General features: G+C 59.1%; 25 protein-coding genes. 15 read left to right on the top strand and 10 right to left on the bottom strand.

What is annotated here, in order from left to right:
• The first annotated feature begins 49 nt into the window (after window positions 1-49).
• From UB23_RS14400 to trpE, 6 genes are all read left to right on the top strand, one after another.
• Window positions 50-1,297: an ABC transporter permease gene (locus tag UB23_RS14400; RefSeq protein WP_045059980.1), complete on the top strand. Its 1,248-nt coding sequence runs from the start codon at window positions 50-52 to the stop codon at window positions 1,295-1,297.
• A 12-nt stretch (window positions 1,298-1,309) separates the two neighbouring features.
• A complete protein-coding gene (locus UB23_RS14405; protein ID WP_045059981.1) occupies window positions 1,310-2,134 on the top strand; it encodes an ABC transporter permease in 825 nt (274 codons plus the stop codon).
• 203 nt (window positions 2,135-2,337) lie between these two features.
• Window positions 2,338-3,486 (top strand): iron-containing alcohol dehydrogenase, encoded by a 1,149-nt coding sequence (locus UB23_RS14410; RefSeq protein ID WP_045059982.1) that lies wholly within the window; start codon window positions 2,338-2,340, stop codon window positions 3,484-3,486.
• An 80-nt stretch (window positions 3,487-3,566) separates the two neighbouring features.
• On the top strand, window positions 3,567-4,241 hold the full coding sequence (rpe, locus tag UB23_RS14415; protein WP_045059983.1) for a ribulose-phosphate 3-epimerase: 675 nt from the start codon (window positions 3,567-3,569) through the stop codon (window positions 4,239-4,241).
• Window positions 4,238-5,056 carry a phosphoglycolate phosphatase gene (locus UB23_RS14420; RefSeq protein ID WP_045059984.1) on the top strand — a complete coding sequence of 273 codons (819 nt, stop codon included), beginning with the start codon at window positions 4,238-4,240 and terminating at the stop codon, window positions 5,054-5,056. Before rpe ends, UB23_RS14420 begins: the two co-directional genes overlap by 4 nt.
• Before the next feature lie 71 nt (window positions 5,057-5,127).
• Complete coding sequence (gene trpE / locus UB23_RS14425) at window positions 5,128-6,609, top strand: anthranilate synthase component I (protein ID WP_045059985.1); 1,482 nt, start codon at window positions 5,128-5,130, stop codon at window positions 6,607-6,609.
• A 78-nt stretch (window positions 6,610-6,687) separates the two neighbouring features.
• On the opposite strand, the gene estP is transcribed toward trpE, so the two are convergent.
• A complete protein-coding gene (estP, locus tag UB23_RS14430; protein ID WP_045059986.1) occupies window positions 6,688-8,595 on the bottom strand; it encodes an esterase EstP in 1,908 nt (635 codons plus the stop codon).
• Between the two features lie 407 nt (window positions 8,596-9,002).
• Here estP and UB23_RS14435 point away from each other — a divergent pair, with 407 nt between their 5' ends.
• From UB23_RS14435 to UB23_RS14450, 4 genes are all read left to right on the top strand, one after another.
• Window positions 9,003-9,596, top strand: a complete 594-nt coding sequence (locus UB23_RS14435) for an aminodeoxychorismate/anthranilate synthase component II (RefSeq protein ID WP_007980194.1) — start codon at window positions 9,003-9,005, stop codon at window positions 9,594-9,596.
• Between the two features lie 9 nt (window positions 9,597-9,605).
• Window positions 9,606-10,655 carry an anthranilate phosphoribosyltransferase gene (gene trpD, locus UB23_RS14440; protein ID WP_045059987.1) on the top strand — a complete coding sequence of 350 codons (1,050 nt, stop codon included), beginning with the start codon at window positions 9,606-9,608 and terminating at the stop codon, window positions 10,653-10,655.
• Window positions 10,652-11,488, top strand: a complete 837-nt coding sequence (trpC, locus tag UB23_RS14445) for an indole-3-glycerol phosphate synthase TrpC (protein ID WP_045059988.1) — start codon at window positions 10,652-10,654, stop codon at window positions 11,486-11,488. The genes trpD and trpC overlap by 4 nt, the downstream gene beginning before the upstream one ends.
• A gap of 97 nt (window positions 11,489-11,585) precedes the next feature.
• A complete protein-coding gene (locus UB23_RS14450) occupies window positions 11,586-12,287 on the top strand; it encodes a lipoate--protein ligase family protein (protein ID WP_045059989.1) in 702 nt (233 codons plus the stop codon).
• Here UB23_RS14450 and crp read toward each other — a convergent pair.
• Window positions 12,284-12,928 (bottom strand): cAMP-activated global transcriptional regulator CRP, encoded by a 645-nt coding sequence (gene crp / locus UB23_RS14455; protein WP_045059990.1) that lies wholly within the window; start codon window positions 12,926-12,928, stop codon window positions 12,284-12,286. The two genes, UB23_RS14450 and crp, sit on opposite strands and share 4 nt — an antisense overlap.
• Window positions 12,929-13,188: 260 nt before the next feature.
• On the opposite strand from crp, the gene UB23_RS14460 reads away from it, so the two are divergent.
• Together UB23_RS14460 and speD are read left to right on the top strand one after the other, a co-directional pair.
• Window positions 13,189-13,611 (top strand): OsmC family protein, encoded by a 423-nt coding sequence (locus tag UB23_RS14460; RefSeq protein ID WP_045059991.1) that lies wholly within the window; start codon window positions 13,189-13,191, stop codon window positions 13,609-13,611.
• A gap of 239 nt (window positions 13,612-13,850) precedes the next feature.
• Entirely contained in the window at window positions 13,851-14,645 is a 795-nt protein-coding gene (gene speD, locus UB23_RS14465; RefSeq protein WP_045059992.1) for an adenosylmethionine decarboxylase, read from the top strand.
• A 175-nt stretch (window positions 14,646-14,820) separates the two neighbouring features.
• On the opposite strand, the gene coq7 is transcribed toward speD, so the two are convergent.
• From coq7 to hemJ, 6 genes are all read right to left on the bottom strand, one after another.
• Complete coding sequence (gene coq7, locus UB23_RS14470; RefSeq protein ID WP_045059993.1) at window positions 14,821-15,468, bottom strand: 2-polyprenyl-3-methyl-6-methoxy-1,4-benzoquinone monooxygenase; 648 nt, start codon at window positions 15,466-15,468, stop codon at window positions 14,821-14,823.
• Window positions 15,469-15,686: 218 nt separating this feature from the next.
• The gene (locus UB23_RS14475; protein ID WP_045059994.1) at window positions 15,687-16,025 is read right to left on the bottom strand and encodes a histidine triad nucleotide-binding protein; all 339 of its coding nucleotides are present in this window, start codon (window positions 16,023-16,025) and stop codon (window positions 15,687-15,689) included.
• Between the two features lie 80 nt (window positions 16,026-16,105).
• The gene (locus tag UB23_RS14480) at window positions 16,106-16,894 is read right to left on the bottom strand and encodes an SDR family NAD(P)-dependent oxidoreductase (RefSeq protein WP_045059995.1); all 789 of its coding nucleotides are present in this window, start codon (window positions 16,892-16,894) and stop codon (window positions 16,106-16,108) included.
• Between the two features lie 62 nt (window positions 16,895-16,956).
• Complete coding sequence (locus UB23_RS14485; RefSeq protein ID WP_045059996.1) at window positions 16,957-17,928, bottom strand: DUF805 domain-containing protein; 972 nt, start codon at window positions 17,926-17,928, stop codon at window positions 16,957-16,959.
• Between the two features lie 48 nt (window positions 17,929-17,976).
• Window positions 17,977-18,945 (bottom strand): NAD(P)H-dependent flavin oxidoreductase, encoded by a 969-nt coding sequence (locus tag UB23_RS14490; protein ID WP_045059997.1) that lies wholly within the window; start codon window positions 18,943-18,945, stop codon window positions 17,977-17,979.
• Window positions 18,946-18,978: 33 nt separating this feature from the next.
• Complete coding sequence (hemJ, locus tag UB23_RS14495) at window positions 18,979-19,407, bottom strand: protoporphyrinogen oxidase HemJ (protein WP_045059998.1); 429 nt, start codon at window positions 19,405-19,407, stop codon at window positions 18,979-18,981.
• Between the two features lie 134 nt (window positions 19,408-19,541).
• Here hemJ and argC point away from each other — a divergent pair, with 134 nt between their 5' ends.
• Both argC and erpA read left to right on the top strand, forming a co-directional pair.
• Window positions 19,542-20,576, top strand: coding sequence for an N-acetyl-gamma-glutamyl-phosphate reductase (argC, locus tag UB23_RS14500; RefSeq protein ID WP_045059999.1), 1,035 nt, complete (start codon window positions 19,542-19,544; stop codon window positions 20,574-20,576).
• 168 nt (window positions 20,577-20,744) lie between these two features.
• Window positions 20,745-21,095: an iron-sulfur cluster insertion protein ErpA gene (gene erpA, locus UB23_RS14505; RefSeq protein ID WP_007947969.1), complete on the top strand. Its 351-nt coding sequence runs from the start codon at window positions 20,745-20,747 to the stop codon at window positions 21,093-21,095.
• Between the two features lie 80 nt (window positions 21,096-21,175).
• On the opposite strand, the gene UB23_RS14510 is transcribed toward erpA, so the two are convergent.
• The gene (locus UB23_RS14510; protein WP_045060000.1) at window positions 21,176-22,267 is read right to left on the bottom strand and encodes an anhydro-N-acetylmuramic acid kinase; all 1,092 of its coding nucleotides are present in this window, start codon (window positions 22,265-22,267) and stop codon (window positions 21,176-21,178) included.
• Window positions 22,268-22,270: 3 nt separating this feature from the next.
• Window positions 22,271-23,692: a peptidoglycan DD-metalloendopeptidase family protein gene (locus tag UB23_RS14515; protein WP_045060001.1), complete on the bottom strand. Its 1,422-nt coding sequence runs from the start codon at window positions 23,690-23,692 to the stop codon at window positions 22,271-22,273.
• 212 nt (window positions 23,693-23,904) lie between these two features.
• On the opposite strand from UB23_RS14515, the gene tyrS reads away from it, so the two are divergent.
• Entirely contained in the window at window positions 23,905-25,104 is a 1,200-nt protein-coding gene (tyrS, locus tag UB23_RS14520) for a tyrosine--tRNA ligase (RefSeq protein WP_045060002.1), read from the top strand.
• The last annotated feature ends 257 nt before the right edge of the window (window positions 25,105-25,361 follow it).

The raw sequence follows: 25,361 nt of genomic DNA on the forward strand, positions 1-25,361 counted from the left end.
CGGCATTACTTCGGTAATGCCGCCCATCCAAAGATTTCCGGAGTACGCCATGGCCACCGCCATTCCCCTGAACGCGGGCACTGACCCCACCTTGAAGCAGCGGCTCAAGCACGCCGAGCGGATCAACCGCTGGAAAGCGCAAGCCTTGATCGCGCCGCTGGTGCTGTTCCTGCTGCTGGTGTTCCTGGTGCCGATTGTGGCGCTGCTCTATAAAAGTGTTGGCAACCCGGAGGTGGTCGGCGGTATGCCGCGCACCGTGGCTGCCATCGCCAGTTGGGATGGTCGAGGCCTGCCCGCTGAACCGGTCTATAAAGCCGCCAGCGAAGACCTTGCCGAAGCTCGCAAGAATCAGACCCTGGGAGACCTGTCCAAGCGCCTGAACATGGAATTGGCCGGCTACCGCAGCCTGTTGACCAAGACTGCGCGTGCCTTGCCGTTCGCCACTGAACCAGCCTCTTATAAAGAAGCGCTGGAAAGCCTCGACGAGCGTTGGGGCGACCCAGCTTATTGGCAAGCCGTGCGCCGCAATACCAGCAACATCACGCCTTATTACCTGCTGGCTGCTGTCGATCACCGCATCGACGACCTCGGCGAAGTGGCCCCGGCCACTCCCGACCAGGCGATCTACCTCGACATCTTCGCCCGTACTTTCTGGATGGGTCTGGTCATCACGGCGATCTGCCTGGTGCTGGCGTATCCACTGGCTTACCTGCTGGCCAACCTGCCTTCACGGCAAAGCAACCTGTTGATGATTCTGGTGCTGTTGCCTTTCTGGACCTCGATTCTGGTGCGAGTCGCAGCCTGGATCGTGTTGCTGCAATCGGGCGGCCTGATCAATAGCGGGCTAATGGCCATGGGCATCATCGACAAGCCGCTGGAACTGGTGTTCAACCGTACCGGGGTCTACATCTCGATGGTGCACATCCTGCTGCCGTTCATGATCCTGCCGATCTACAGCGTGATGAAAGGCATCTCGCCTACCTATATGCGCGCGGCGATTTCCCTGGGCTGCCATCCGTTCGCCAGTTTCTGGCGGGTGTACTTCCCGCAGACCTATGCCGGTGTAGGTGCCGGTTGCCTGTTGGTGTTCATCCTCGCCATCGGCTACTACATCACGCCCGCGTTGTTGGGTAGCCCGAACGACCAGATGGTCAGCTACTTCGTCGCCTTCTACACCAATACCAGTATCAACTGGGGCATGGCGACCGCACTGGGTGGGCTGCTGCTGTTGGCGACCGTCGTGCTTTATCTGATTTACAGCTGGCTGGTAGGCGCCAGTCGCCTGCGCCTGAGCTAAGGGGAGAACGGAATGCTGAGTCCTTACATGTCGCCCATCGAACGGGTGTGGTTCTACAGCTTGCGGATTCTCTGCGGCTTGATTTTGTTGTTCCTGATTCTGCCGGTGCTGGTGATCATTCCGCTGTCGTTCAACTCGGGCAGTTTCCTGGTGTACCCGCTGCAAGGCTTTTCGCTGCACTGGTATCAGGACTTCTTCGCCTCGGCGGAATGGATGCGCGCCCTGAAGAACAGCATCATCGTGGCCCCGGCGGCCACGGTGCTGGCGATGATCTTTGGCACACTGGCAGCGATCGGCCTGACCCGGGGCGATTTCCCGGGCAAGGCGCTGGTGATGGCCCTGGTGATTTCGCCGATGGTGGTGCCGGTGGTAATCATCGGTGTGGCGAGTTATCTGTTCTTCGCACCACTGGGGCTGGGCAACAGTTTCTTCTCGCTGATCGTGGTGCACGCGGTGTTGGGTGTGCCCTTTGTGATTATCACCGTGTCGGCGACGTTGCAGGGGTTCAACCAGAATCTGGTGCGCGCCGCAGCAAGTCTGGGGGCTTCGCCGCTGACTGCGTTCCGTCGTGTGACCTTGCCGTTGATTGCACCGGGGGTGATTTCCGGGGCGCTGTTTGCTTTTGCGACTTCGTTCGATGAAGTGGTCGTGACGCTGTTCCTGGCCGGTCCTGAACAAGCGACCTTGCCACGGCAGATGTTCAGCGGAATTCGCGAAAACCTCAGCCCGACGATCGCCGCAGCTGCGACGCTGTTGATCGCCTTCTCGGTGATCCTGCTGCTGACCCTGGAATGGCTGCGCGGGCGCAGCGAAAAACTGCGGACCGCACAGGTCTGACACGACCCTTCCTGTAGGAGCTGCCGAAGGCTGCGATCTTTTGATCTTAGGAATCAAGGTCAAAAGATCGCAGCCTTCGGCAGCTCCTACAGAGGGTTTGTGCGGGATTGAGTGTTCCAGGTCATTCACACCCTGAATACCAGACAACCTCCAATCCCCAGCTACTATTGTTGCCCAGCTCCTACCTATAAGAGGCTGCGCACATGAGTCTTTCCTCTTTCAAAATCGCCCACAAACTGATCACCGGTGCAGGTGCCATCGAGCAGCTGGCCGCTGAGCTCTCCCGGCTGGACATCGACCACCCCCTGATCGTCACCGACGCTGCGCTGGTTAAATCCGGCACAGTCGAGCTCGCGCTGGCGCAATTGGGCGGTCGCACTTATGAGATCTTTGACCGGGTGTTGCCGGATCCGGAAATCGCCATCGTTGAAGATTGCATGCAGGTCTATCGCGAAGGCGGGCACGACGGGCTCATCGGCCTGGGCGGTGGCAGTGCGATCGACATCGCCAAGAGTGTCGCAGCCTATGCCGGTTATCACGGTGCGCTTGAGGATTTGTTCGGTGTCGACCAGGTGCCCCGCAAAGGCCCGCCGTTGATCGCCATACCGACTACTGCCGGTACCGGCTCGGAAGTGACCAATGTGGCGATCCTGTCCGACAAGGTCGCACAACTCAAAAAAGGAATTGTCAGCGACTACCTGTTGCCGGACGTGGCGCTGGTCAGCCCGCAGATGACCCTGACCTGTCCGCGCGGCGTCACGGCAGCGAGCGGCGTCGATGCGCTGGTGCATGCCATCGAGTCCTACCTTTCGGTCAATGCTTCGCCCATTACCGATGCCTTGGCCATCGGCGCGATCAAGCTGATTTCCGGGGCGCTGCCCAAGGCCTACGCCAACCCCTCCAATCTGCAGGCCCGCGAAGACATGGCCACTGCCAGCCTGATGGCCGGCATGGCGTTCGGGAATGCCGGGGTCGGTGCGGTGCATGCACTGGCGTATCCGTTGGGCGGGCGCTTCAATATCGCCCATGGCGTCAGCAATGCGTTGTTGCTGCCCCATGTCATGACTTGGAACAAAATGGCCTGCGTTGAGCGAATGCAGGATATTGCCGAGGCCATGGGGGTCCGTACTGCTCATCTGAGTGCCAATGAGGCCGCGCACAAAGCCGTCGAGGCGATGGCGGCATTGTGCGCTGCGGTTGAAATTCCCCAGGGCCTGCGCAGTTTCGGCGTTCCCGAGGATGCGATCCCGGCCATGGCCGTGGAAGCCGCGGGGATCGAACGTCTGATGCGCAACAATCCTCGTCAATTGAGCGCCGTCGATATCGAGAAGATCTACCGGGCGGCTTACTGATCATCGCAGTCACGTCGCGCGCGTCAAAGCATGAGGTATACAATGCGCGCCATCGTGATTTTGCTCAGAAAAGGTGCGTCATGCAGCCCTTCGTAATTGCTCCGTCGATTCTCTCCGCCGACTTCGCCCGCTTGGGCGAGGAAGTGGACAACGTCCTGGCCGCTGGCGCCGACTTCGTCCACTTCGACGTCATGGACAACCATTACGTGCCGAACCTGACCATCGGTCCGATGGTCTGCGCGGCGCTGCGTAAATACGGCGTGACCGCGCCGATCGACGCGCACCTGATGGTCAGCCCGGTAGACCGTATAGTCGGCGACTTCATCGAAGCCGGCGCGACCTACATCACCTTCCACCCGGAAGCGACGCAGCATGTCGACCGCTCCCTGCAAATGATCCGCGAGGGAGGCTGCAAGTCTGGCCTGGTGTTCAACCCGGCGACTCCGCTCGACGTACTCAAGTACGTGATGGACAAGGTCGACATGATTCTGCTGATGAGCGTCAACCCCGGCTTCGGCGGGCAGAAGTTCATTCCGGGCACCCTCGACAAGCTGCGCGAAGCGCGGGCACTGATCGATGCCAGCGGTCGCGACATCCGCCTGGAAATCGACGGCGGCGTTAACGTGAACAACATTCGTGAAATTGCGGCGGCGGGGGCTGACACCTTTGTCGCCGGCTCGGCCATCTTCAACGCGCCGAACTACCAGGAAGTGATCGAGAAGATGCGCTCCGAACTGGCGTTGACCCGTCCATGAGTGGCTTTGAGCAGCTGTTCCCGGGGGCGTTGCCGCGCCTGGTGATGTTCGATCTGGATGGCACACTGATCGATTCGGTCCCCGACCTGGCTGTCGCCGTGGACAACATGCTGCTCAAGCTCGGCCGCCAGCCTGCGGGCCTCGAGTCGGTACGCAAGTGGGTCGGCAACGGCGCGCCGGTGCTGGTACGACGTGCGTTGGCCGGTGGCATCGATCACTCAACGGTTGATGACGGTGAAGCCGAAGGCGCGCTGGATATCTTCATGCAAGCCTACAGCGAGAGTCATGAGCTCACGGTGGTCTACCCTGGTGTTCGCGACACGCTCAAATGGTTGCACAAGCAGGGCGTGGAAATGGCGCTGATCACCAACAAGCCGGAGCGTTTCGTCGCGCCGCTGCTGGACCAGATGAAGATCGGTCGCTATTTCAAATGGATCATCGGCGGCGATACCCTGCCGCAAAAAAAACCCGACCCGGCCGCGCTGTTCTTTGTGATGAAAATGGCCAACATTCCGGCTTCGCAGTCGTTGTTCGTCGGTGATTCGCGCAGCGACGTGCTGGCGGCGAAAGCGGCAGGGGTCAAGTGCGTCGCGCTGAGCTACGGCTATAACCATGGCCGGCCGATTGCCGAAGAATCGCCGGCACTGGTGATTGACGACCTGCGCAAGCTAATTCCCGGTTGCCTGGATACGGCCTCTGGGATAACGTTGCCCGACGCTGTTCAATCCCCTAATGGAAACGCCATCGTGGTGGTCACCCGCAAACTCTGGATGAAAGTCATCAAGGCCCTGGCCCGCTGGCGTTGGCGCGCCTGACTCGATTCTGGCCGGCGTTCCGGCGCGTTTGCATACCTGACTGTTAGCACCTCAAGCCACGAGGCTACCCCATGATCCGCGAAGAATTCCTGCGTTTGGCCGCTGCCGGCTATAACCGCATTCCCCTGGCCTGCGAAACCCTGGCCGACTTCGATACGCCGCTGTCGATCTATCTGAAACTGGCCGACCAGCCGAACTCCTACTTGCTCGAATCGGTACAGGGCGGGGAAAAGTGGGGCCGTTATTCGATCATCGGCCTGCCGTGCCGCACGGTGTTGCGGGTGCATGATCACCACGTCAGCGTGACCCACGATGGAGTCGAAATCGAAACCCACGAGACGGAAGACCCGCTGGCCTTCGTCGAAGAATTCAAGGCGCGCTATAACGTGCCGACCATTGCTGGTTTGCCACGCTTCAATGGCGGCCTGGTGGGTTACTTCGGTTATGACTGCGTGCGCTATGTCGAGAAACGCCTGGGCAAGTGCCCGAACCCGGACCCGCTGGGCGTGCCGGATATCCTGCTGATGGTCTCGGATGCGGTGGTGGTTTTCGACAACCTGGCTGGCAAGATGCACGCCATTGTCCTGGCTGATCCAGCTCAGGAAGGTGCATTCGAGCAGGGACAGGCACGGCTGCAGGAGTTGCTGGAGCAACTGCGCCAGCCAATCACTCCGCGCCGTGGCCTGGACTTCAGCAAGCAGCAAGCGGCGGACCCGGTGTTCCGCTCCAGCTTCACCCAGGACGATTACGAAAAAGCCGTCGACACCATCAAGGAATACATCCTCGCTGGTGATTGCATGCAGGTCGTACCTTCCCAGCGCATGTCGATCGACTTCAAGGCGGCACCGATTGATCTGTACCGGGCACTGCGCTGCTTCAACCCGACGCCCTACATGTACTTCTTCAACTTCGGTGATTTCCACGTCGTTGGCAGTTCGCCGGAAGTGTTGGTGCGGGTCGAAGACAACCTGATCACCGTGCGCCCGATCGCCGGCACCCGTCCACGGGGCGCCAACGAAGAAGCGGACCTGGCGCTGGAGCAAGACCTGCTGTCCGACGACAAGGAAATCGCCGAGCACTTGATGCTCATCGACCTGGGACGTAATGACACCGGTCGCGTATCGGAAATCGGCTCGGTGAAACTCACCGAGAAGATGGTCATCGAGCGTTACTCCAACGTGATGCATATCGTTTCCAACGTCACCGGGCAATTGAAAGCCGGGCTGACCGCGATGGACGCGCTGCGGGCAATTCTGCCGGCTGGCACCTTGTCGGGTGCACCGAAGATTCGTGCGATGGAAATCATCGACGAGCTGGAACCGGTCAAACGCGGAGTCTACGGTGGAGCGGTGGGTTATTTTGCCTGGAACGGTAACATGGACACCGCCATCGCGATCCGCACGGCGGTGATCAAGAATGGCGAGCTCCACGTGCAGGCCGGTGGCGGGATCGTTGCCGACTCGGTGCCGGCCCTGGAATGGGAAGAAACATTGAACAAGCGACGCGCCATGTTCCGCGCGGTGGCGCTGGCCGAGCAAACCCCGGACGCATGAGTTGACACAAAGGGGGGCACCCCCAAAAAAAGCGGCGCCTGTGAGGGCGCCGTTTTTTTTCACCTGTCGATCAGCCGATCAGAAGTCCAGCGCTACACCCAGATTTACGCCTTGTTGGGTAAAGTCGTCATCCTTGCGAATGATGTAGCTCGCGCGCAGTGCGAGGTCTTTGGTGAGGTTGTGACTCACCCCCAGGTTCACCCGGTTCAAATGACTCTGCGGGGTATAGCCTTGCAGGGTGAAATCATTGGCCGGCAAGCTATTGAGGGCGATGTTGATCTTCTGCACATCGTCCTCGTACTCGCGCTCGTAGGCATACTCACCAAACACCCGGGTTTGCGAGGTGATCTGGTACTTGCCTTGCAGGCCAACGCCCAGGCGTTTCGAGTTACGGGTCTGGTCATCAAAACTCAACGCGGTTGCGCGATTGCTATTCTCCGAGTACCCGTCGACTTCCACCTTGGCGTAATCGGCGCTGACAAACGGTGACAGGTGCCACTCGCTGCCTGGTTGGGCAATGTCGTAGCCAATGCGCGTGCTGAATGCCCACAAATGCCCGTCAGTATCGCCTTTCTCGGCACCTTCGCTGGCGCCCAGGTCGAACTTGCGCTTGAGATTGTCGTAGTCCAGCTTTCCAGCTGTCAGCGCAGCATCCGCCCACCAGCGGTTCTGCTGGAACTGGGCAAATGCTGTAGCCAGGTAGCTATTGAGCTTGTAGTCCGAGTCGTTATTGCCGGCATCCAGGTTCTGCCGGTAGAAACCTGCGGCGACACCTACGCGCCAGGCGTCGTTGAGCCGGTAGCTGCCGCCCACATTCAGGTTGTAACCGCTGCCGTCGGCGCTGGCGCCGCTGCTCTGGCCGTCGAGGTCAAGATGCTGGCCGCCCCCGGCAACAATGGCTCGCCATTGCCCGACCGCTTGCCAGTCTTCCCAGTCCGATTGCCATTGGCTGCGCAGTTCGTCCTGATGCGCGCGCAAGGTGGCGTGGGCCATTTCCGGCAGCAGCGTCAGCTCCCATGGCGCGGCGAGCAGGGAATAGGCGTAATCGGCGATCAGCTTTTGCCCGGCTTCGGTCGGATGGACCCCATCGTTGTAGATCAGCTTGGTCGGGTCTGGCGTGGCACTGTTGATGCCATAGGTAGCGTTTTCCGTGCAGCCATTGCCACTGAAGCAGGTTGCCGTCAGGTTCTGGTCAGTCGCCAGGCCGAAACGTCCCGGATCTGCAAAGCTCTCCTGCAGCAGCAGGGGAATGTTCAGCGGGATGATTTCGGCGTTGATGCCCTGCAGGCGCTGCACCAGCTGCAGGTTGAACTGATTGCTGAGCTGGGTGGCGGCCGTTTGCAGGCCGGTGCCATTGATGGCCGGCGTCAGGCCGATGTCCGGCAGCAACCAGACCATCACGTATTTCGCGCCGGCGGTCTGCAGCACTTGCACGCTGTCGGCCAGGCGGTCTGCGGCAGCGTTCGCCTGGGCGGGGCTGAGGATGCGCCCCTGAAGGAAGTCGTTACCACCTCCCGAGAGGTAGTACAGCGCGTTTGGGTCGGCCTGGAAATTGTTCGACGGCAGATAACCGACCCGGGTGCGCTCCCCTGTAGCGGACTGGGTGGTGATCGAGTCAAGGATCTGGTCGGTGCGGTAGCCGCCGACCGCCCAGTTGTTACCATCCGCCAAACCCTGGTTGGCCCGCACGGCCGAAGTCGACGCTGCGGTTTCGTCGGCAGAGAACCCGAGTCGGCCACCCAGCAATTGGGTAGAGTTGAGCGAGCGCGACTCGCCGCTGCCATCCTGATAAACCGGCCCCGTCCGGTTGGTGTAGCGCTGGGTCGCACCTGCCGGCCCGCCTGAATCGGTAAAGGTCCCGGCATCGTTGAGGCTGTCGCCGAACACGACAAAATTGGAGTATGGGTTTGGAGCGGCGATCGCTTGGGTGCAGGCCATTGCGAGCAAGCATCCGGCGAGCGGTACAAACAGCGTCTGTTTGATCATGAGCAAATCCGTTTATTTATTGTTGTAGTGAACGAAACGACAGTACCAAAAAAAACCGGCCTTTCGCCATCCGTCGCGATCCCTTCTAATGATTCGCCTGCGGGCGTCACCGCGATATTGCACGCTCCGCCCAGCTAAGTTACTGTGCCAAGACGTATGAATGAGACCTTCCCCGTGTTGATCATCAGCAAACTCCTGGATCAAGTCATCAAGGCACACGCCCGCTGGCGTTGGCGCGCCTGAATTCTTTGCCGGCCTCGCCGGACCTGTACCGATTTACCTTCGTTGCCCGTTTTACCTGCCGCTTTGCTGGCGCCACTCCAGCACCCGACAAAGCGCAGCGCCCTGCGGGTAATCATCTGAAGGTCATGTTCAAAAATCAGTGAATTCAAGAGGTTCCCAGCGCCATGTTGCTGATGATCGATAACTACGACTCCTTTACCTACAACGTTGTGCAGTACCTTGGTGAGCTCGGCTCCCAGGTCAAAGTCGTGCGCAACGATGAGCTCACCATTGCCGAAATCGAAGCCCTCAACCCTGAGCGCATCGTGGTGTCCCCCGGTCCTTGCACACCGACCGAAGCCGGCATTTCCATCGAAGCCATCAAGCATTTCGCCGGCAAGCTGCCGATCCTGGGCGTGTGCCTCGGGCATCAATCCATCGGCCAGGCCTTTGGTGGTGACGTGGTTCGCGCGCGCCAGGTCATGCACGGTAAGACTAGCCCGGTATTCCACGAGGACAAGGGCGTATTCGCCGGCCTGAATCGACCGCTGACGGTCACTCGTTATCACTCGCTGATCGTCAAGCGCGAAACCCTCCCCGACTGTCTGGAGCTGACGGCCTGGACTCAGCTGGAAGATGGCTCGGTCGACGAAATCATGGGCTTGCGCCACAAGACGCTGAACATCGAGGGGGTGCAGTTTCACCCCGAGTCGATCCTCACCGAGCAGGGCCACGAACTGTTCGCCAACTTCCTCAAACAAACCGGCGGCACGCGCTAAGGACTTTCCATGGATATCAAGACAGCCCTGAGTCGTATCGTCGGCCAACTCGACCTGAGCACGGACGAGATGCGCGATGTGATGCGCGAAATCATGACCGGACAATGCACGGATGCGCAGATCGGCGCATTCATGATGGCCATGCGCATGAAAAGTGAGAGCATCGACGAGATCGTCGGCGCGGTGTCGGCCATGCGCGAGCTGGCGGACAAGGTCGAACTCAAGACCCTTGACGGTGTGGTCGACGTGGTGGGTACCGGCGGTGACGGTGCCAACATCTTTAACGTGTCGACCGCGTCTTCGTTTGTAGTCGCGGCCGCCGGCTGCACCGTCGCCAAGCACGGTAACCGTGCGGTGTCTGGCAAAAGCGGCAGCGCGGACCTGCTGGAGGCTGCTGGCATCTACTTGAACCTGACGCCGGTCCAGGTGGCGCGCTGCATCGATAACGTCGGCATCGGCTTCATGTTTGCCCAGACCCACCACAGTGCCATGAAGCACGCCGCCGGCCCGCGCCGCGAGCTGGGCTTGCGCACGATGTTCAACATGCTCGGCCCGCTTACGAATCCGGCCGGTGTCAAACATCAGGTAGTGGGTGTGTTCAGCCAAGCGTTGTGCCGTCCCTTGGCCGAAGTCTTGCAGCGGCTTGGCAGCAAGCACGTGCTGGTGGTGCATTCCAAGGATGGCCTGGATGAATTCAGTCTTGCCGCGCCGACTTTCGTTGCGGAATTGAAGAACGACCAGATCACAGAGTATTGGGTAGAGCCTGAAGACCTGGGCATGAAGAGCCAGAGCCTGCACGGCCTGGCTGTCGAGAGTCCGGCGGCATCGCTGGAGCTGATTCGCGATGCCCTGGGCAAGCGCAAGACCGAGAACGGTCAGAAAGCGGCCGAGATGATTGTGCTCAACGCCGGTGCGGCGTTGTACGCCGCCGACCATGCCACCAGTTTGAAAGAGGGCGTTGCCCTGGCGCACGATGCGCTGCACACAGGTCTTGCTCGGGAAAAGCTTGAGGAGCTGGGTGCATTTACCGCGGTATTCAGAGTGGAGAATGAAGGATGAGTGTACCGACGGTTCTGGAAAACATTCTGGCGCGTAAAGTCCAGGAAGTCGCCGAGCGCAGTGCTCGTGTGAGTCTGGCCGAGCTGGAAAGCCTGGCCAAGGCGGCCGATGCCCCCCGTGGTTTTGCCAACGCATTGATCGCCCAGGCCAAGTCGAAGCAGCCTGCCGTCATCGCTGAAATCAAGAAAGCCTCACCCAGCAAAGGTGTGATCCGCGAGCACTTCGTACCTGCCGATATCGCCAGAAGTTACGAAAAGGGCGGCGCCACCTGCCTGTCGGTACTCACTGATATCGATTACTTCCAGGGTGCCGACGCTTACCTGCAGCAGGCGCGAGCGGCGTGCAAACTGCCGGTGATCCGCAAGGACTTCATGATCGATCCTTACCAGATCGTCGAAGCCCGGGCATTGGGCGCCGACTGTGTGCTGTTGATCGTTTCCGCCCTGGACGACGTGAAAATGGCCGAGCTGGCGTCTGTCGCCAAAGGTGTTGGCCTGGACGTGCTGGTGGAAGTTCACGATGGAGACGAGCTGGAGCGGGCCTTGAAAACCCTCGACACTCCGCTGGTGGGCATCAACAACCGCAACCTGCATACCTTCGACGTGAGCCTGGAGATTACCCTGGATCTGTTGCCGCGAATTCCGCGGGATCGTTTGGTGATTACCGAAAGCGGCATTCTCAACCGTGCCGATGTGGAGCTGATGGAAATCAGCGACGTCTACGCGTTCCTCGTGGGTGAAGCGTTCATGCGCGCGGAAAGCCCGGGTACTGAACTGCAGCGTCTGTTTTTCCCCGAGCGTGGTACTGCAGTCAGCGGTTCTACCCTCGACTGAGTGCATTTTCGTAGGCAACCCAATCCCTGTGGGAGCGGGCTTGCCCGCGAAGAGGCCATCAAGAACCCCACAGATGTCATGTCTTGCTGAGTCATCCATGCCCCAGCCAATCTCTCATTCTGTAGAAGCCGGCTTGCTCGCCGAACAGGAACTGCTTGCGCAGGTCTGCACCGGTGAATCGGAATTCGGCCTGCTGTTCTGGCAGCCCAATGATCAGGCGCTGGTCATGCCGCGTCGTCTCAATCGCCTGCCTCAGTTCGAATCCGCCTGCGAAGTTTCCGCTGCCGCCGGTTGGCCAGTCTTGTTGCGTGAAACCGGCGGCGAGCCCGTGCCGCAGTCCGCTGCCACGATCAACATTGCGTTGGTTTATGCTCCACCGCGCAGCGAGGGTGACCAGAATCGTATCGAAACAGCCTATCGCCGCCTCTGCGATCCTATCTGTCAGCTGCTGGATGAGTTGGGCGGGGCGTCGTCCATTGGTGAAGTGGAAGGTGCATTCTGTGATGGTCGCTTCAACGTCAACCTGGACGGTCGGAAAATGGTTGGCACCGCTCAACGCTGGCGGCAAAGCAAGGGTGGTACGCGGCCGGTCGGCCTGGTGCATGGGGCCTTGCTGCTCGATAACCAGCGCGAATCCATGGTGGCTGCGGTCAATCGTTTTAATCAAGCCTGTGGCCTGGAGCAGCGAGTACGCGCCGAAAGCCACATTGCGTTGCATGAGAAATTCGCCGCACCGCAAGCGTTGATGCGACTGGACCAACTCTACCGGCAAATGCTCAAGCAGATGTTCGGCGGTTAACGCGTGCCGAAGATCACCATGGTCTTGCCTTTGACGTTTACCAGGTTGCGCTCTTCCAGATCCTTGAGCACGCGACCGACCATCTCCCGGGAACACCCGACAATCCGCCCGATTTCCTGGCGGGTCACCTTGATCTGCATCCCGTCGGGATGAGTCATGGCGTCGGGTTGCTTGCACAGTTCCAGCAGGCAGCGCGCGACGCGGCCCGTCACGTCGAAGAAGGCCAGGTCACCGACTTTGCGGGTGGTATTGCGCAGGCGCTGGGCGATCTGTCCGCTGAGCACGTAAAGAATGTCTGGGTCCTGCAGGGATAATTCGCGAAATTTCGCATAGCTGATCTCCGCGACTTCGCATTCAATCTTCGCCCGCACCCAGGCGCTGCGTTGCTGCTCCTGGCCGGCCTGTTCGAACAGGCCCAGCTCACCGAAAAAGTCCCCGGAGTTCAGGTACGCGATGATCATCTCGCGGCCATCATCGTCTTCGATCAGGATCGTGACCGAGCCCTTGATGATGAAGAACAGGGTGTCGGAGCGGTCGCCGGCACAAATGATGTTGCTCTTGGCCTGATACCGACGGCGCTGGCAATGCATGAGCAGCTTGTCGAGGTTCTTGATCTTGGGGGTGGGGGCAATAGCAACCATGGTTGTATCCCGAAAAGACTGCGCAGTAAGTTGGATTTATTTGCACGAGCTGACGACAGTTCAGGCCGCGATCGGACGATCTTGTTGTTCGCTTCAGGTCTGGCAAGGCGCCAGCGATTTGGCGCCAGCATAACAGACACTTTCTGCAGTTTTCGAGATTTTGCCTGGGGCGAGCGGTTATGTCCTGCACAGGTGAACCCTGTCAACCACGGGCCCTGTGCTAAGCTGGCGACCCTTTTTTATGTAGTGGAGTCTGGGCGATGAAGGCACGCATCCAATGGGCTGGCGAAGCCATGTTCCTCGGCGAATCCGGCAGCGGTCATGTCGTGGTCATGGACGGTCCTCCCGATGCCGGCGGCCGTAATCTGGGTGTCCGGCCGATGGAAATGCTCCTTCTGGGCGTCGGCGGTTGCAGCAATTTCGACGTCGTCAGCATTCTCAAGAAGTCGCGCCAGGCTGTCGAAAGCTGCGAAGCCTTCCTCGAGGCCGAGCGCGCGAATGAAGATCCAAAGGTATTCACCAAGATCCACATGCATTTCGTGGTCAAGGGCCGCGGGCTCAAAGAGGCTCAGGTCAAGCGTGCCATCGAGCTGTCAGCGGAGAAATATTGCTCGGCTTCGATCATGCTTGGGGCGGCGGGCGTGGCCATCACCCACGACTACGAAATCATCGAACTCGGTTGAATCGACATTCAACTATCATAAATGCAGTGCAGACTCTGGCGATCCCAAGCTGACGTCTGCATAATGCGCCACTTTTTTCAGGGTCGTGGACCGTCTGCCGTCAGGCCACTCACCCGAACAGACAACCAAAATCGCCATCGCGAAGAGGTGTTAACCGTCCTACGCAGCTGCGTTGTTCGCATCTGACGGGCATGCTTGATCACGCGGCCCGGGCCGCAATACATAGAGAGTTTTTAACGGTGAAAAGCAAACTCAAGCTCCACGGGTTCAATAACCTGACAAAGACCTTGAGCTTCAACATCTATGACATCTGCTACGCGGAAACCCCGCAAGACCAACAGGCTTACGTCGAGTACATCAATAAAGAGTACAACGCCAAGCGCCTGACGCAGATCCTCACTGAAGTTGTCGATATCATTGGTGCCAACATCCTGAACATTGCCAGTCAGGACTATGAACCCCAGGGTGCCAGCGTCACGATTCTGATCTCGGAAGAGCCGGTCACCCCGACCGACAGCCAGATCGAAGAGTCTCCGGGGCCGTTGCCTGAAATTATCCTGGCCCACCTCGACAAGAGCCACATCACGGTGCACACCTACCCGGAAATCCATCCGGATGACGGTATTGCAACGTTCCGTGTAGACATTGACGTATCGACCTGTGGCGTCATTTCACCGCTTAAAGCGCTCAATTTCCTGATTCACCAGTTCGATTCGGACATCGTAACCGTGGATTATCGTGTGCGCGGTTTCACCCGTGACGTTGAGGGCAAGAAGCACTTCATCGACCACGAGATCAACTCGATCCAGAACTACCTCTCCGAAGACACCCGCGCCAGTTACCAGATGACCGACGTGAACGTGTACCAGGAAAACCTGTTCCACACCAAAATGCTGTTGAAGAACTTCGAACTGGATAACTACCTGTTCGGCGATGCCACCAACAGCCTGTCCTCTGAGCAACGCGCCCGGGTGACCGACCGTGTGAAGCACGAAATGCTGGAAATCTTCTACGCGCGCAACATGCCGACCTAAGATTTACGGGTACAAAAAAGGCGACTTCCTCACGGTAGTCGCCTTTTTTATGGTTTCCGCACACCTCTGGCTGATGCAGCGCTCTTGTGGGAGCAAGGCTTGCCCGCGATGGCGATCCGGAGAATGCCATCGCGGGCAAGCCTTGCTCCCACCGATCAGATCAGATCAGATCAGATCAGATCCGGTAGGTGCTCTTGGTCATCACCTTGGCCAACAAGCTCATCCCGAACTTCACCGGCGCCGGAAAACGAAACCCGCCCGCATCCAGCGCGCTTTCCGCGTGGTGTTCTTCATCAGTGCGCATCTGCTGCAATATCGCCCGGGACTTTTCGTCCTCGGCCGGCAACTGCTCAAGGTGTTCGTTCAGGTGTTTGCACACCTGGTGTTCGGTGGCGGCAACGAAGCCCAGGCTAACCTTGTCGCTGATCAAACCGGCCACTGCGCCAATACCGAACGACATGCCGTAGAACAGCGGGTTGAGAATGCTGGTGTGGCTCCCCAACTGGTGGATGCGTTGTTCGCACCAGACCAGGTGATCGATCTCTTCTTCTGCAGCATGTTCCATGGCAGCGCGCACGTGCGGCAGCTTGGCGGTCAGGGCCTGGCCTTGGTACAGCGCCTGGGCGCAGACTTCGCCGGTATGGTTGATGCGCATCAGGCCGGCGACATGCCGGGTGTCTTCGTCGCTCATCTGCACATCCGGTTGCACGATAGCGGGCGATGGGCGGTACGGCTGGCCACTGAAGGGCAGCAGGGTACGCATGGCAGCATCGGCTTGCAGCAGTAGACGGTCAATGGGCGAGTAGTGACGTTGGGTAGTCATGCTGACCTCCGGGAAGAATCTCGGCTACCAGTTTAACCGAATCGGCCGGGGAAGGTTTGCGTTGGGTCATTTGCCACGCGGTGATGTTTTATACGCTTATGTAGGAGCTGCCGAAGGCTGCGATCTTTTGATCTTGTTTTTGATACCTAGAAGATCAAAAGATCGTCCGAACGCGGCCCGAGCCTTCGGCAGCTCCTACACACAGGTCGCGGTATGTCTTAGCCCGGCGGCCAGGTCATCTGCCGTTGACCCAGTACGTGCATATGGATGTGATAGACGGTCTGCCCGCCATCTTCATTGCAGTTCATCACGACACGAAAACCCTTCTCGCAACCCAGTTCCAGTGCCAGGCGCTGGGCGGTGAAGAGGATGTGCCCGGCCAGCGTTTTGTCTTCCTCGGTGAGGTCGTTGAGGGTGCGCACCGGCTTTTTCGGGATCACCAGGAAATGCACCGGTGCCTGTGGCGCGATGTCGTGGAAGGCCAGAACCTGGTCGTCTTCGTAAATGATCCTGGCCGGGATCTCCCGGTTGATGATCTTGGTGAACAGAGTATCCACAGCTGTTTTCTCCGTTGTTTGGTCTGGCCTGAGTGTACCCACGGAGCTGGCCCGGGCCCAGGGTTTTACCTTGCAGGGTATCAGCGCGGGCAATAGGCCTTGTTGACCATGCCCGCGATTGTCCGGTTGAGCCAGCGTGAACCCAGGCGCGGCAGGAACGCCCGCCAGCGGTTGCGTCGCCCCGGGATGATGATCGCGCGATTTTTTTCCAGGGCGCGAACGGTATAGAGCGCGACTTCTTCGGGGCTCATTGTCAGCCGGGTGTTGTTCAGCTTGTCGGTGTTCAGTTGGGCCGTGCGGAAAAATCCGGTACGGGTAGGGCCAGGGCAAAGCACCGAAACCTTGATCGCACACTTCTTCAGTTCTACGCGCAACCCTTCGGAGAAATTCAGTACGTAGGCTTTGCTGGCGTAATAGGTGCTCATCCAGGGACCTGGGTGGAAGGCTGCGACCGATGCCACGTTGAGGATTTGCCCGCCACCGTGCAGCGCCATGCTATTGCCGATGGCATGACACAGGCGAGTCATCGCCAGGATGTTCACTTCGATCAGGTCCTGCTCGGTCATCCAGTCCTGTGCGAGGAACGGGCCGCAGGTGCCAATACCGGCGCAGTTCACCAGCAGGTCGATCTGCCGGTCGCCTTCTTCAAGCTCCAGCAGGAAACCGGACAGCCGCAAGGGTTCGCCCAGGTCGCAGGCGCGAAAAAGCACCTCCACGCCAAAACGTTGAGTCAGTTCAATGGCAATGCTTTCCAGCTGATCACGCTGTCGGGCCACCAGGAGCAGGCTACGGCCGCGCCGGGCCAGCGCTTCGGCCATCGCCAGGCCGATACCGCTGGAGGCACCAGTGATCAGAGCGTAACGGGTCATGCAGTTCTCCATCGCAACAGCTCCGCGCCCGCGACGCAGGTGTCACCGGCGGGGAGTGCTGTTCATTCTTTCGCAGAGTCTACAGGTGGCTGGGCTTCTTCGGCTGCATCGTCAGCTGAATTCGGCACCAGCTCTGTTTCCACCGCGGTTTGATCTTCGATCTCGGAAGGGCTGATGGAGTCACTTTCATAAGCGCTTTGGGTCGCGTTCTGGTATTCATCCTGAATGGCCGAGAGGCCACCGGCCAGGCCGCCAATGAAAACCAGGGCAATAAATACCACCCACAAGCAAGACAGGACTTTGACAGCGTTGCTGTTGGGAGGAGGCGGAGCACCATAGCGGTTGGCGACACTGTTGCCCGGCATGATCATCATGACAAAAGGAAAAAAGCTGCCAACAAAAGGCACCAGGTTCAATAGCCACAGCCAGCCCGACCAACCAATGTCATGCAGGCGCTGGACGCTGAACTGAATGCTCACGAACCCGAGCGCGGCGATCAGGATGAAAGCCAGCAGGCCGGCGAGAATCAGGCCGCCGCTCGAGTCCGAACTCAAGACGGCCAGGCCCATGAGCGCCAATACGCTGCCCAGGCCAAGTGTCACCAACGTCAGGACCATCGTCCAGGCGAGAAAGCGCAAGCGACCGATACGACCCTGGAAGCTGAACGGTTTGAGTGGGGCGAACCCCGTCACCGTTTCACCAACTGCTGCGTGCGGGGGCGCGTAAGGCGATTGCGGATCCTGGACGAAGGCTGCCACAGGGGCGGGTTCAGGGACGTCAGACAGGCTCAGCTCGATCGAAGGTTCACTTTCGATCCGTGCATCAATGCCGGTTTTTGCCAGTGCCTGAAGATAGGTCTGGGCATCGGAGTGCGACAGGTCGCGTTTGAGCGCAACCGGCCGGCCGCTGAATAGCCGTTCGATGGCAGCCACATCGCTCTTGAACAGCTCGGCAAGGTTGAGCTTGGCGGTGGTGATGTCAACGCCTGACAGCAGAGCTCCGTCGAACATGATCTTGAAACGGTTTTCGCTCATTGCGAGGCATCCTTGTCGCGAGTGGTCATTGAGGAGGCGGGTAGGGGCTCAGCGCGGCCAGCGTTTGGGCAGCGTCGAGGCCAGTTCCAGCGCCTTGCGGTATTCGGCATCAAGGCGTGCCACCAGTTCATCCACGCTTGGCAGGTCGTCGATTTCACCAACGCCCTGGCCCGCGGACCACACCGTCTTCCACGCCTTGGCTTCGTCGCTGATCGGCTTCAGTTTGGCACCGAAGTTCACTTCGCCCTTCCCTTGCAAAGCCGCGGTATCGAATCCGGCCGCTTCCAGGCTCTGGCGCATGAAACTGGCCGGCACACCCGACACGGCTGGAGTATGGACGATATCCGCCGCCCGGGAGTCCAGCAGCATTTGTTTATAGGCTTCAGGCGCATGGCTTTCGGTCGTACCGATAAACCGTGTACCGAAATAGGCGAGATCAGCCCCCAGCAGTTGCGCGGCGAGGATCTCGTGGCCGTGGTTCAGGCAGCCAGCCAGTAGCAGCGTCTTGTCGAAGAATTGACGGATCTCGGCAATGAGCGAGAACGGGCTCCATGTTCCGGCATGGCCCCCGGCGCCGGCCGCTACCGCGATCAGGCCATCCACCCCAGCCTCGGCAGCTTTCTCGGCATGGCGACGAGTCGTCACGTCGTGAAACACCAGGCCGCCATAGCTGTGAACCGCGTCTACCAACTCCTTGACTGCGCCCAGGCTGGTAATCACGATCGGCACTTTATGCTCGACGCAAATGTGCAGATCCGCCTGCAGTCTGGGGTTGCTGTTGTGGACGATGAGATTTACTGCGTAAGGCGCCGGGTTGTCCAGAACCGCCAGACCCGCTTCGATCTCTTCCAGCCACGCCTTGAAGCCGCTGCTTTCGCGCTGGTTCAGTGCTGGAAAACTGCCAACCACGCCATTTCTGCAGCAGGCCAGCACCAGTTGCGGGTTGGAGATCAGGAACATCGGCGCCGCCACTACAGGCAGGCGCAGACGTTGTTCGAGCAAAGCGGGCAGCGACATTGGAAGTACCCCGGTGAGTTGTGTCTGTTGAGTTTAGAACGGCCGAACCACGACCAGAATTACGATAGCCAGCAATAACAGAACCGGCACTTCATTGAACCAGCGAAAGAAGACATGGCTGCGGGTGTTTTCGCCACGGGCAAAACGTTTCACTTGGGCGCCGCACATGTGGTGGTAGCCAATCAGCAACACGACCAGCGTTAGCTTGGCGTGAATCCAGGCGCCCTGGGTGAAGATGCTGGGGTTGAGGTAGATCAGGGCGACACCGAAGACCAGCGTGGCGATCATCGCCGGGCCCATGATGCCGCGGTACAGCTTGCGTTCCATCAGGCTGAAGCGTTCCTTGCTGACGGTGTCCTCGCTTTGCGCGTGATACACGAACAGGCGCGGCAAGTAGAAAAGGCCGGCAAACCAGCAGACCATGCTGACGATATGAAGCGCTTTGAGCCACAGATAAAGCATTTTAGTTATTCCCAGGTTCACGGTAGCCCGAATAGTAGAGGCTTGAGCGCCCGCACGTCACCTTGCCGGTTGTCGCAGAACGATACGGGCCCTATTATCGTCGGCTTTCCAGTGGGTTCGTTGAGGGCAGGTTTATGGTCAAGGTCGGTATCGTCGGCGGCACGGGTTACACCGGTGTCGAACTGCTGCGTCTGTTGGCACAGCATCCGCAAGCTGAAGTGGCAGTGATCACTTCCCGATCCGAGGCCGGTCTGGCCGTGGCTGATATGTATCCCAACCTGCGCGGTCATTACGACGGCCTGGCCTTCAGCGTTCCGGACATCAAGACCCTGGGCGCCTGCGACGTGGTGTTTTTTGCCACGCCCCACGGTGTCGCGCACGCCCTTGCTGGCGAGTTGCTGGCGGCGGGCACCAAGGTCATTGACCTGTCGGCAGACTTCCGCTTGCAGGACGCAGATGAGTGGGCCAAGTGGTACGGCCAGCCTCACGGTGCCCCGCAATTGCTTGAGGAAGCGGTATACGGTCTGCCGGAAGTAAACCGCGAGCAAATCAGCCAGGCGCGCCTGATCGCGGTGCCGGGTTGCTATCCGACCGCTACCCAATTGGGTTTCCTGCCGCTGCTCGAAGCCGGTCTGGCCGACACTTCTCGCCTGATCGCCGACTGCAAGTCCGGTGTCAGCGGAGCCGGTCGTGGGGCTGCAGTCGGTTCGCTGTACTCCGAGACGTCGGAAAGCATGAAGGCTTACGCCGTCAAAGGGCACCGTCATTTGCCGGAAATTCGCCAGGGCCTGCGTCGTGCCTCGGGCAAGGAAGTCGGTCTGACCTTCGTTCCGCACCTGACGCCAATGATTCGCGGTATTCACTCGACGCTGTATGCAACGGTTGTCGATCGCTCCGTCGACCTGCAGGCGCTGTTCGAAAAGCGCTATGCCAACGAACCGTTCGTCGATGTAATGCCCGCTGGCAGCCACCCGGAAACCCGCAGTGTGCGCGGCGCGAATGTCTGCCGAATCGCGGTGCATCGTCCGCAGGATGGTGATCTGGTCGTGGTGTTGTCGGTCATCGACAATCTGGTGAAGGGCGCCTCCGGTCAGGCCGTGCAGAACCTCAATATCCTGTTCGGCCTCGATGAGCGCCTGGGGCTGTCCCACGCAGGCATGCTGCCGTAACGCCTTACCTTGATCGGCAAAAAGGCCCGTTAAGCGGGCCTTTTTGCATTCTGGTCTGACAATAGGTGTGATTGATATACCGTAACAATAGTTGACCAATTTTCTAGGAGAAGCGGATAATGCCCGTCATCACGCATTATGGCGGCGTAACGCCGGGAGATAGTTAGCATGAGCGTCGAATCCTTCACCCCCACGGCTTTGCAATTTACCCACGGTGCTGCGCACAAGGTGAAGAGCCTGGTCGATGAAGAGGGGAATGATCGCTTGAAGCTGCGCGTATTTGTTACGGGCGGCGGTTGTTCAGGTTTTCAGTACGGCTTCACCTTCGATGAAGAAGTGGCCGATGACGACACCATCGTCGAGCGCGAAGGTGTCAGCCTGGTTGTGGACCCTATGAGTTTTCAGTACCTGGCGGGTGCCGAGGTCGACTATCAGGAAGGGCTGGAAGGGTCGCGCTTCGTGATCAAGAATCCGAACGCTTCGACCACCTGTGGTTGCGGTTCTTCGTTCTCGATCTGATCGCACGTCTATTCCAAATCAAGCGCCGCACACTCCCATTGGGTTGTGCGGCGTTTTGCTGTGCGGGATTCGGTGGATGTTCAGGCGGGATAGATGGCGCCAAGCACGCGCAAGCCGCGAGCGCCGGTGACGCTAGGGCGATTGGCTGCGATACCTTCAAGGCAGCAGTGAGCCAGCCAGGCGAAGGCCATGGCCTCGACCCAGTCAGGATCTACGCCATAGGCGCCGGTGCTACTGACTGTTGCGTCGGGCAGCAGGCTGGCCAGGCGTGCCATCAACGCGAGGTTATGCGCGCCTCCTCCGCAGACCAGCAGTTCCCGAGTCGCCGATTGTGCCTGTTGCAGCGACTCGACGATGGTCAATGCCGTGAGCTCCAGCAGCGTTGCCTGCACGTCTTGTGCAGCGAATGCCGTCAGCCGGGACAGATGCTGTGTCAGCCATGGCAGGTTGAACACCTCGCGCCCGGTACTTTTCGGGCCTTGGGTCACGAAGAATGGATCGCTCAGCAAGGCCCGCAATAACGCTGGTTCAACCTTGCCGCTGGCCGCCCACTGGCCATCGCGATCGTAATTATCGCCGCGTTGCTGGTGAATCCAGGCATCCAGCAGCACATTTCCCGGGCCACAATCGAAACCCGATACCGCTTTGCCGGGTTCGATCAGGCTCAGATTACTAAAGCCGCCAACATTCAAGACTGCGCGGTTGCCAGGCTGTTCTTCAAACAGCGCTTCGTGGAAAGCGGGAACCAGCGGCGCACCTTGACCTCCAGCCGCTACGTCACGGCTGCGGAAATCACTGACTACGGTGATGTTGGTCAGCTCGGTGAGCAGGGCAGGGTTGCCGATTTGTACCGTGAAACCCCGCGCCGGTTCGTGCCGAATGGTCTGGCCGTGACTGCCGATCGCGCGGATATTTGGGGGCTGCAGGTTCTGTTTAGCGAGGAGGGTGGCGATGCCCTGCGCCGCAAGCTTGACCCAGTTTTGCTGGGCAATTGCCGAGCGGGCTATTTCGTCGGGGCCACTGGCGCACAATGCCAGCAGCTCACAGCGCAAGGAGTCGGGCATGGGGATGTAGTGGGTGGCGATCAAATTGATCGCCGGGTCCAGCTCCACCAGCGCGATGTCCAGGCCATCCAGGCTGGTTCCAGACATCACGCCTATGTAGAGCGTCATGGCTTAGCGCTTCGAAGCCAGCATGGTGGATTTTTCCTGGTCCATGCGGGCCATCAGCGGCTGGCTCTGGGCCAGGAAGCGTGCGCGTTCGGCCTTGGAGATCGGGTCTGCCATCGCGACTTTCTGGCCCAGGGGATCGACGTGCACGCCATTGACCTGGAATTCGTAGTGCAAATGCGGGCCAGTGGAGAGGCCGGTGGTGCCGATGTAGCCGATGACCTGGCCCTGTTTGACGGAACCGCCGGTCTTCACGCCCTTGGCGAAGCCTTGCATGTGGCCATACAGCGTACGGTAAGTGTTGCCGTGCTGGATGATCACCGTGTTGCCGTAGCCGCCGCGACGACCGGCCAGCAACACCTTGCCGTCACCGGCGGCCTTGATCGGCGTGCCGCGAGGGGCGGCGTAGTCGACACCCTTGTGCGCACGGATCTTGTTCAGGATCGGGTGCTTGCGGCCCATGGAAAACTTGGAGCTGATGCGGGCGAAATCTACCGGTGTACGGATGAATGCCTTGCGCATGCTGTTGCCGTCAGCCGTGTAATAGCTGCTGTTGCCTTGCTTGTTGGTGTAGCGAACAGCGGTATAGGTCTTGCCACGGTTGGTGAAGCGCGCAGAGAGGATAGGGCCATTGCCCACGGCCTTGCCGTTGACGACTTTCTGTTCGTAGATCACATCGAACTCGTCGCCCTGGCGAATATCCTGGGCGAAGTCGACGTCGTAGCCAAATACGCTGGCCATGTCCATGGTCAGGCTGTGGGACAGGCCGGCGCGAGCGGCAGACTGCGACAGCGAGCTGTTGATCACGCCGTGGGCGTAGGCAGAGCGCACACTCGGCTTGGCGGTTACGCGGTTGAAGGCATAGCCCTTGTCGTTCCTGGTCAGGGTGATGGTTTCGAGATCGCTGACCTTGCTGTGCAGCGTGGCCAGCTGGCCGTCCGGGTTCAGTTCGAATTCGAGTTTCTGGCCGCGCTTGAGCTGGCTGAACTGCTTGGCTTGTTTGTCGCTGGCCAGTACATCGTGCACGGAAGTGGCGGGCAGGCCGACTTTCTCGAACAGGGTGGACAGCGTGTCCCCTTTGGCAACTATCACTTCCCGATGGGTTGGGGCTTTCTTTTCTTCAACCACTGGCGTAGGCGCTGGCTCGGCCTGAGCGGTTTCCTGGGGCTGTTCAGCGCTGTTGTCGATCTGTGCGAAAGGCGAAGCGGCGGTTTCATTTGTGGCTTGAACGGCTTCTGCGGCGTCTTGATCTTGTGTCAGTTGTTCAGCAGGGCTTTCCAGTTCAAGGCTCAGGGTTGTCTTTTTGGCTTCTACATCACTGGAAGGGAATACCAGAAGTGCCAGGCTCAGCAGGGCGGCGATACCGCTTGCAGCGAGCAGATGGGTCTTCGGGTAAAGCGGTGGCGCTTTAGACGATTCTTTGGTCATGGGTAATTTTTGACTTTGAAAAAGATGAATTGGAAAAGATGAATGACATGATGAAGATGAAATAACTGTATAAAATATAACCAAATCATCCTTGAAGCAAGTCCGCGGTCACTCTGCCGGCGGATTGGCGTCATTGCGCCGGCCAAACTTTGTATTTGACCCGTGATCTTGTATGGTTGGTTCCCTTTGAATTCGAGCCTTGCGGGTCTGTTATGAAGTCGGTTGAAGAGCAGCTAGCGCTGATCAAACGTGGTGCGGAAGAACTGTTGGTCGAGTCCGAGCTGATCGAAAAGCTCAAGCGTGGCCAACCGCTACGTATTAAGGCCGGCTTCGATCCGACGGCGCCGGATTTGCACCTGGGTCACACGGTGCTTATCAACAAGCTGCGCCAGTTCCAGGAGCTGGGGCATCAGGTGATCTTCCTTATAGGTGACTTCACCGGGATGATCGGCGATCCGAGCGGCAAGAGCGCCACGCGTCCGCCGCTGACGCGCGAGCAGGTTCTCGACAACGCCGAGACCTACAAGACCCAGGTGTTCAAGATCCTCGATCCGGCCAAGACCGAAGTGGCGTTCAACTCCACCTGGATGGATCAGATGGGGCCGGCGGACTTCATTCGCCTGACGTCGCAATACACTGTCGCTCGCATGCTTGAGCGCGATGACTTCGACAAGCGCTATACCACCAACCAGCCAATCGCTATCCATGAGTTCCTGTACCCGCTGGTCCAGGGCTATGACTCCGTTGCCTTGCGCGCAGACGTGGAGTTGGGCGGCACCGATCAGAAGTTCAACCTGCTGATGGGGCGTGAGCTGCAGCGGGGTTATGGGCAGGAGCCTCAGTGCATCCTCACCATGCCGCTGCTGGAAGGTCTGGATGGCGTGAAGAAGATGTCCAAGTCGTTGGGCAACTACGTGGGTATCCAGGAAGCACCGGGTGTGATGTACAGCAAGCTGGTTTCGATTCCTGATGCGCTGATGTGGCGCTACTTCGAATTGCTCAGCTTCCGCTCGATGGATGAGATCAATGCCTTGCGTGCCGACGTCGAAGCGGGCGCTAATCCGCGTGACATCAAGATCAAGCTGGCCGAGGAGATCGTTGCGCGTTTCCACGGCGAAGAAGCGGCGGCCAATGCCCATCGTGCTGCAGGCAACCGGATGAAAGAGGGCGAGTTGCCCGATGACCTGCCTGAAATCGAATTGACCGCAGCTGAAGACATGCCGATCGCAGCCGTCCTTAATAAGGCAGGCCTGGTGAAGAATTCGGCAGTGGCGCGTGACCTGCTCAATTCTGGTGGTGTGCGTATAGATGGTGAAGTGGTTGATCGCACCTTTATATACGTACTGGGCGCAACCCACGTTTGCCAGGCTGGCAAGAAGGCATTTGCGCGCATTACGCTCAAATCCGAGTAAAGCTGAAATAAGCGCTTGACGGCGAATTGTAACGGTCTATAATTCGCCCCACTTCCGGCGCAGTCGAAACGGAAAACTCCTTGGTAAACAATGAGTTACGCAGTTTTGACGGTCAGCTGCTTCAGGTCACCGAAGCGCAAAAGAAGTTGAAAAAGAGGTGTTGACAGCAGCGTGTAACGCTGTAGAATTCGCCTCCCGCTAACGAGAGATCGAAAGCGCAAGTGGTTGAAGTTACTAAGGAAACTTGGAAAACTTCT

The organism is Pseudomonas sp. ES3-33 (assembly GCF_000952175.1).
GTDB lineage: Bacteria > Pseudomonadota > Gammaproteobacteria > Pseudomonadales > Pseudomonadaceae > Aquipseudomonas > Aquipseudomonas gregormendelii.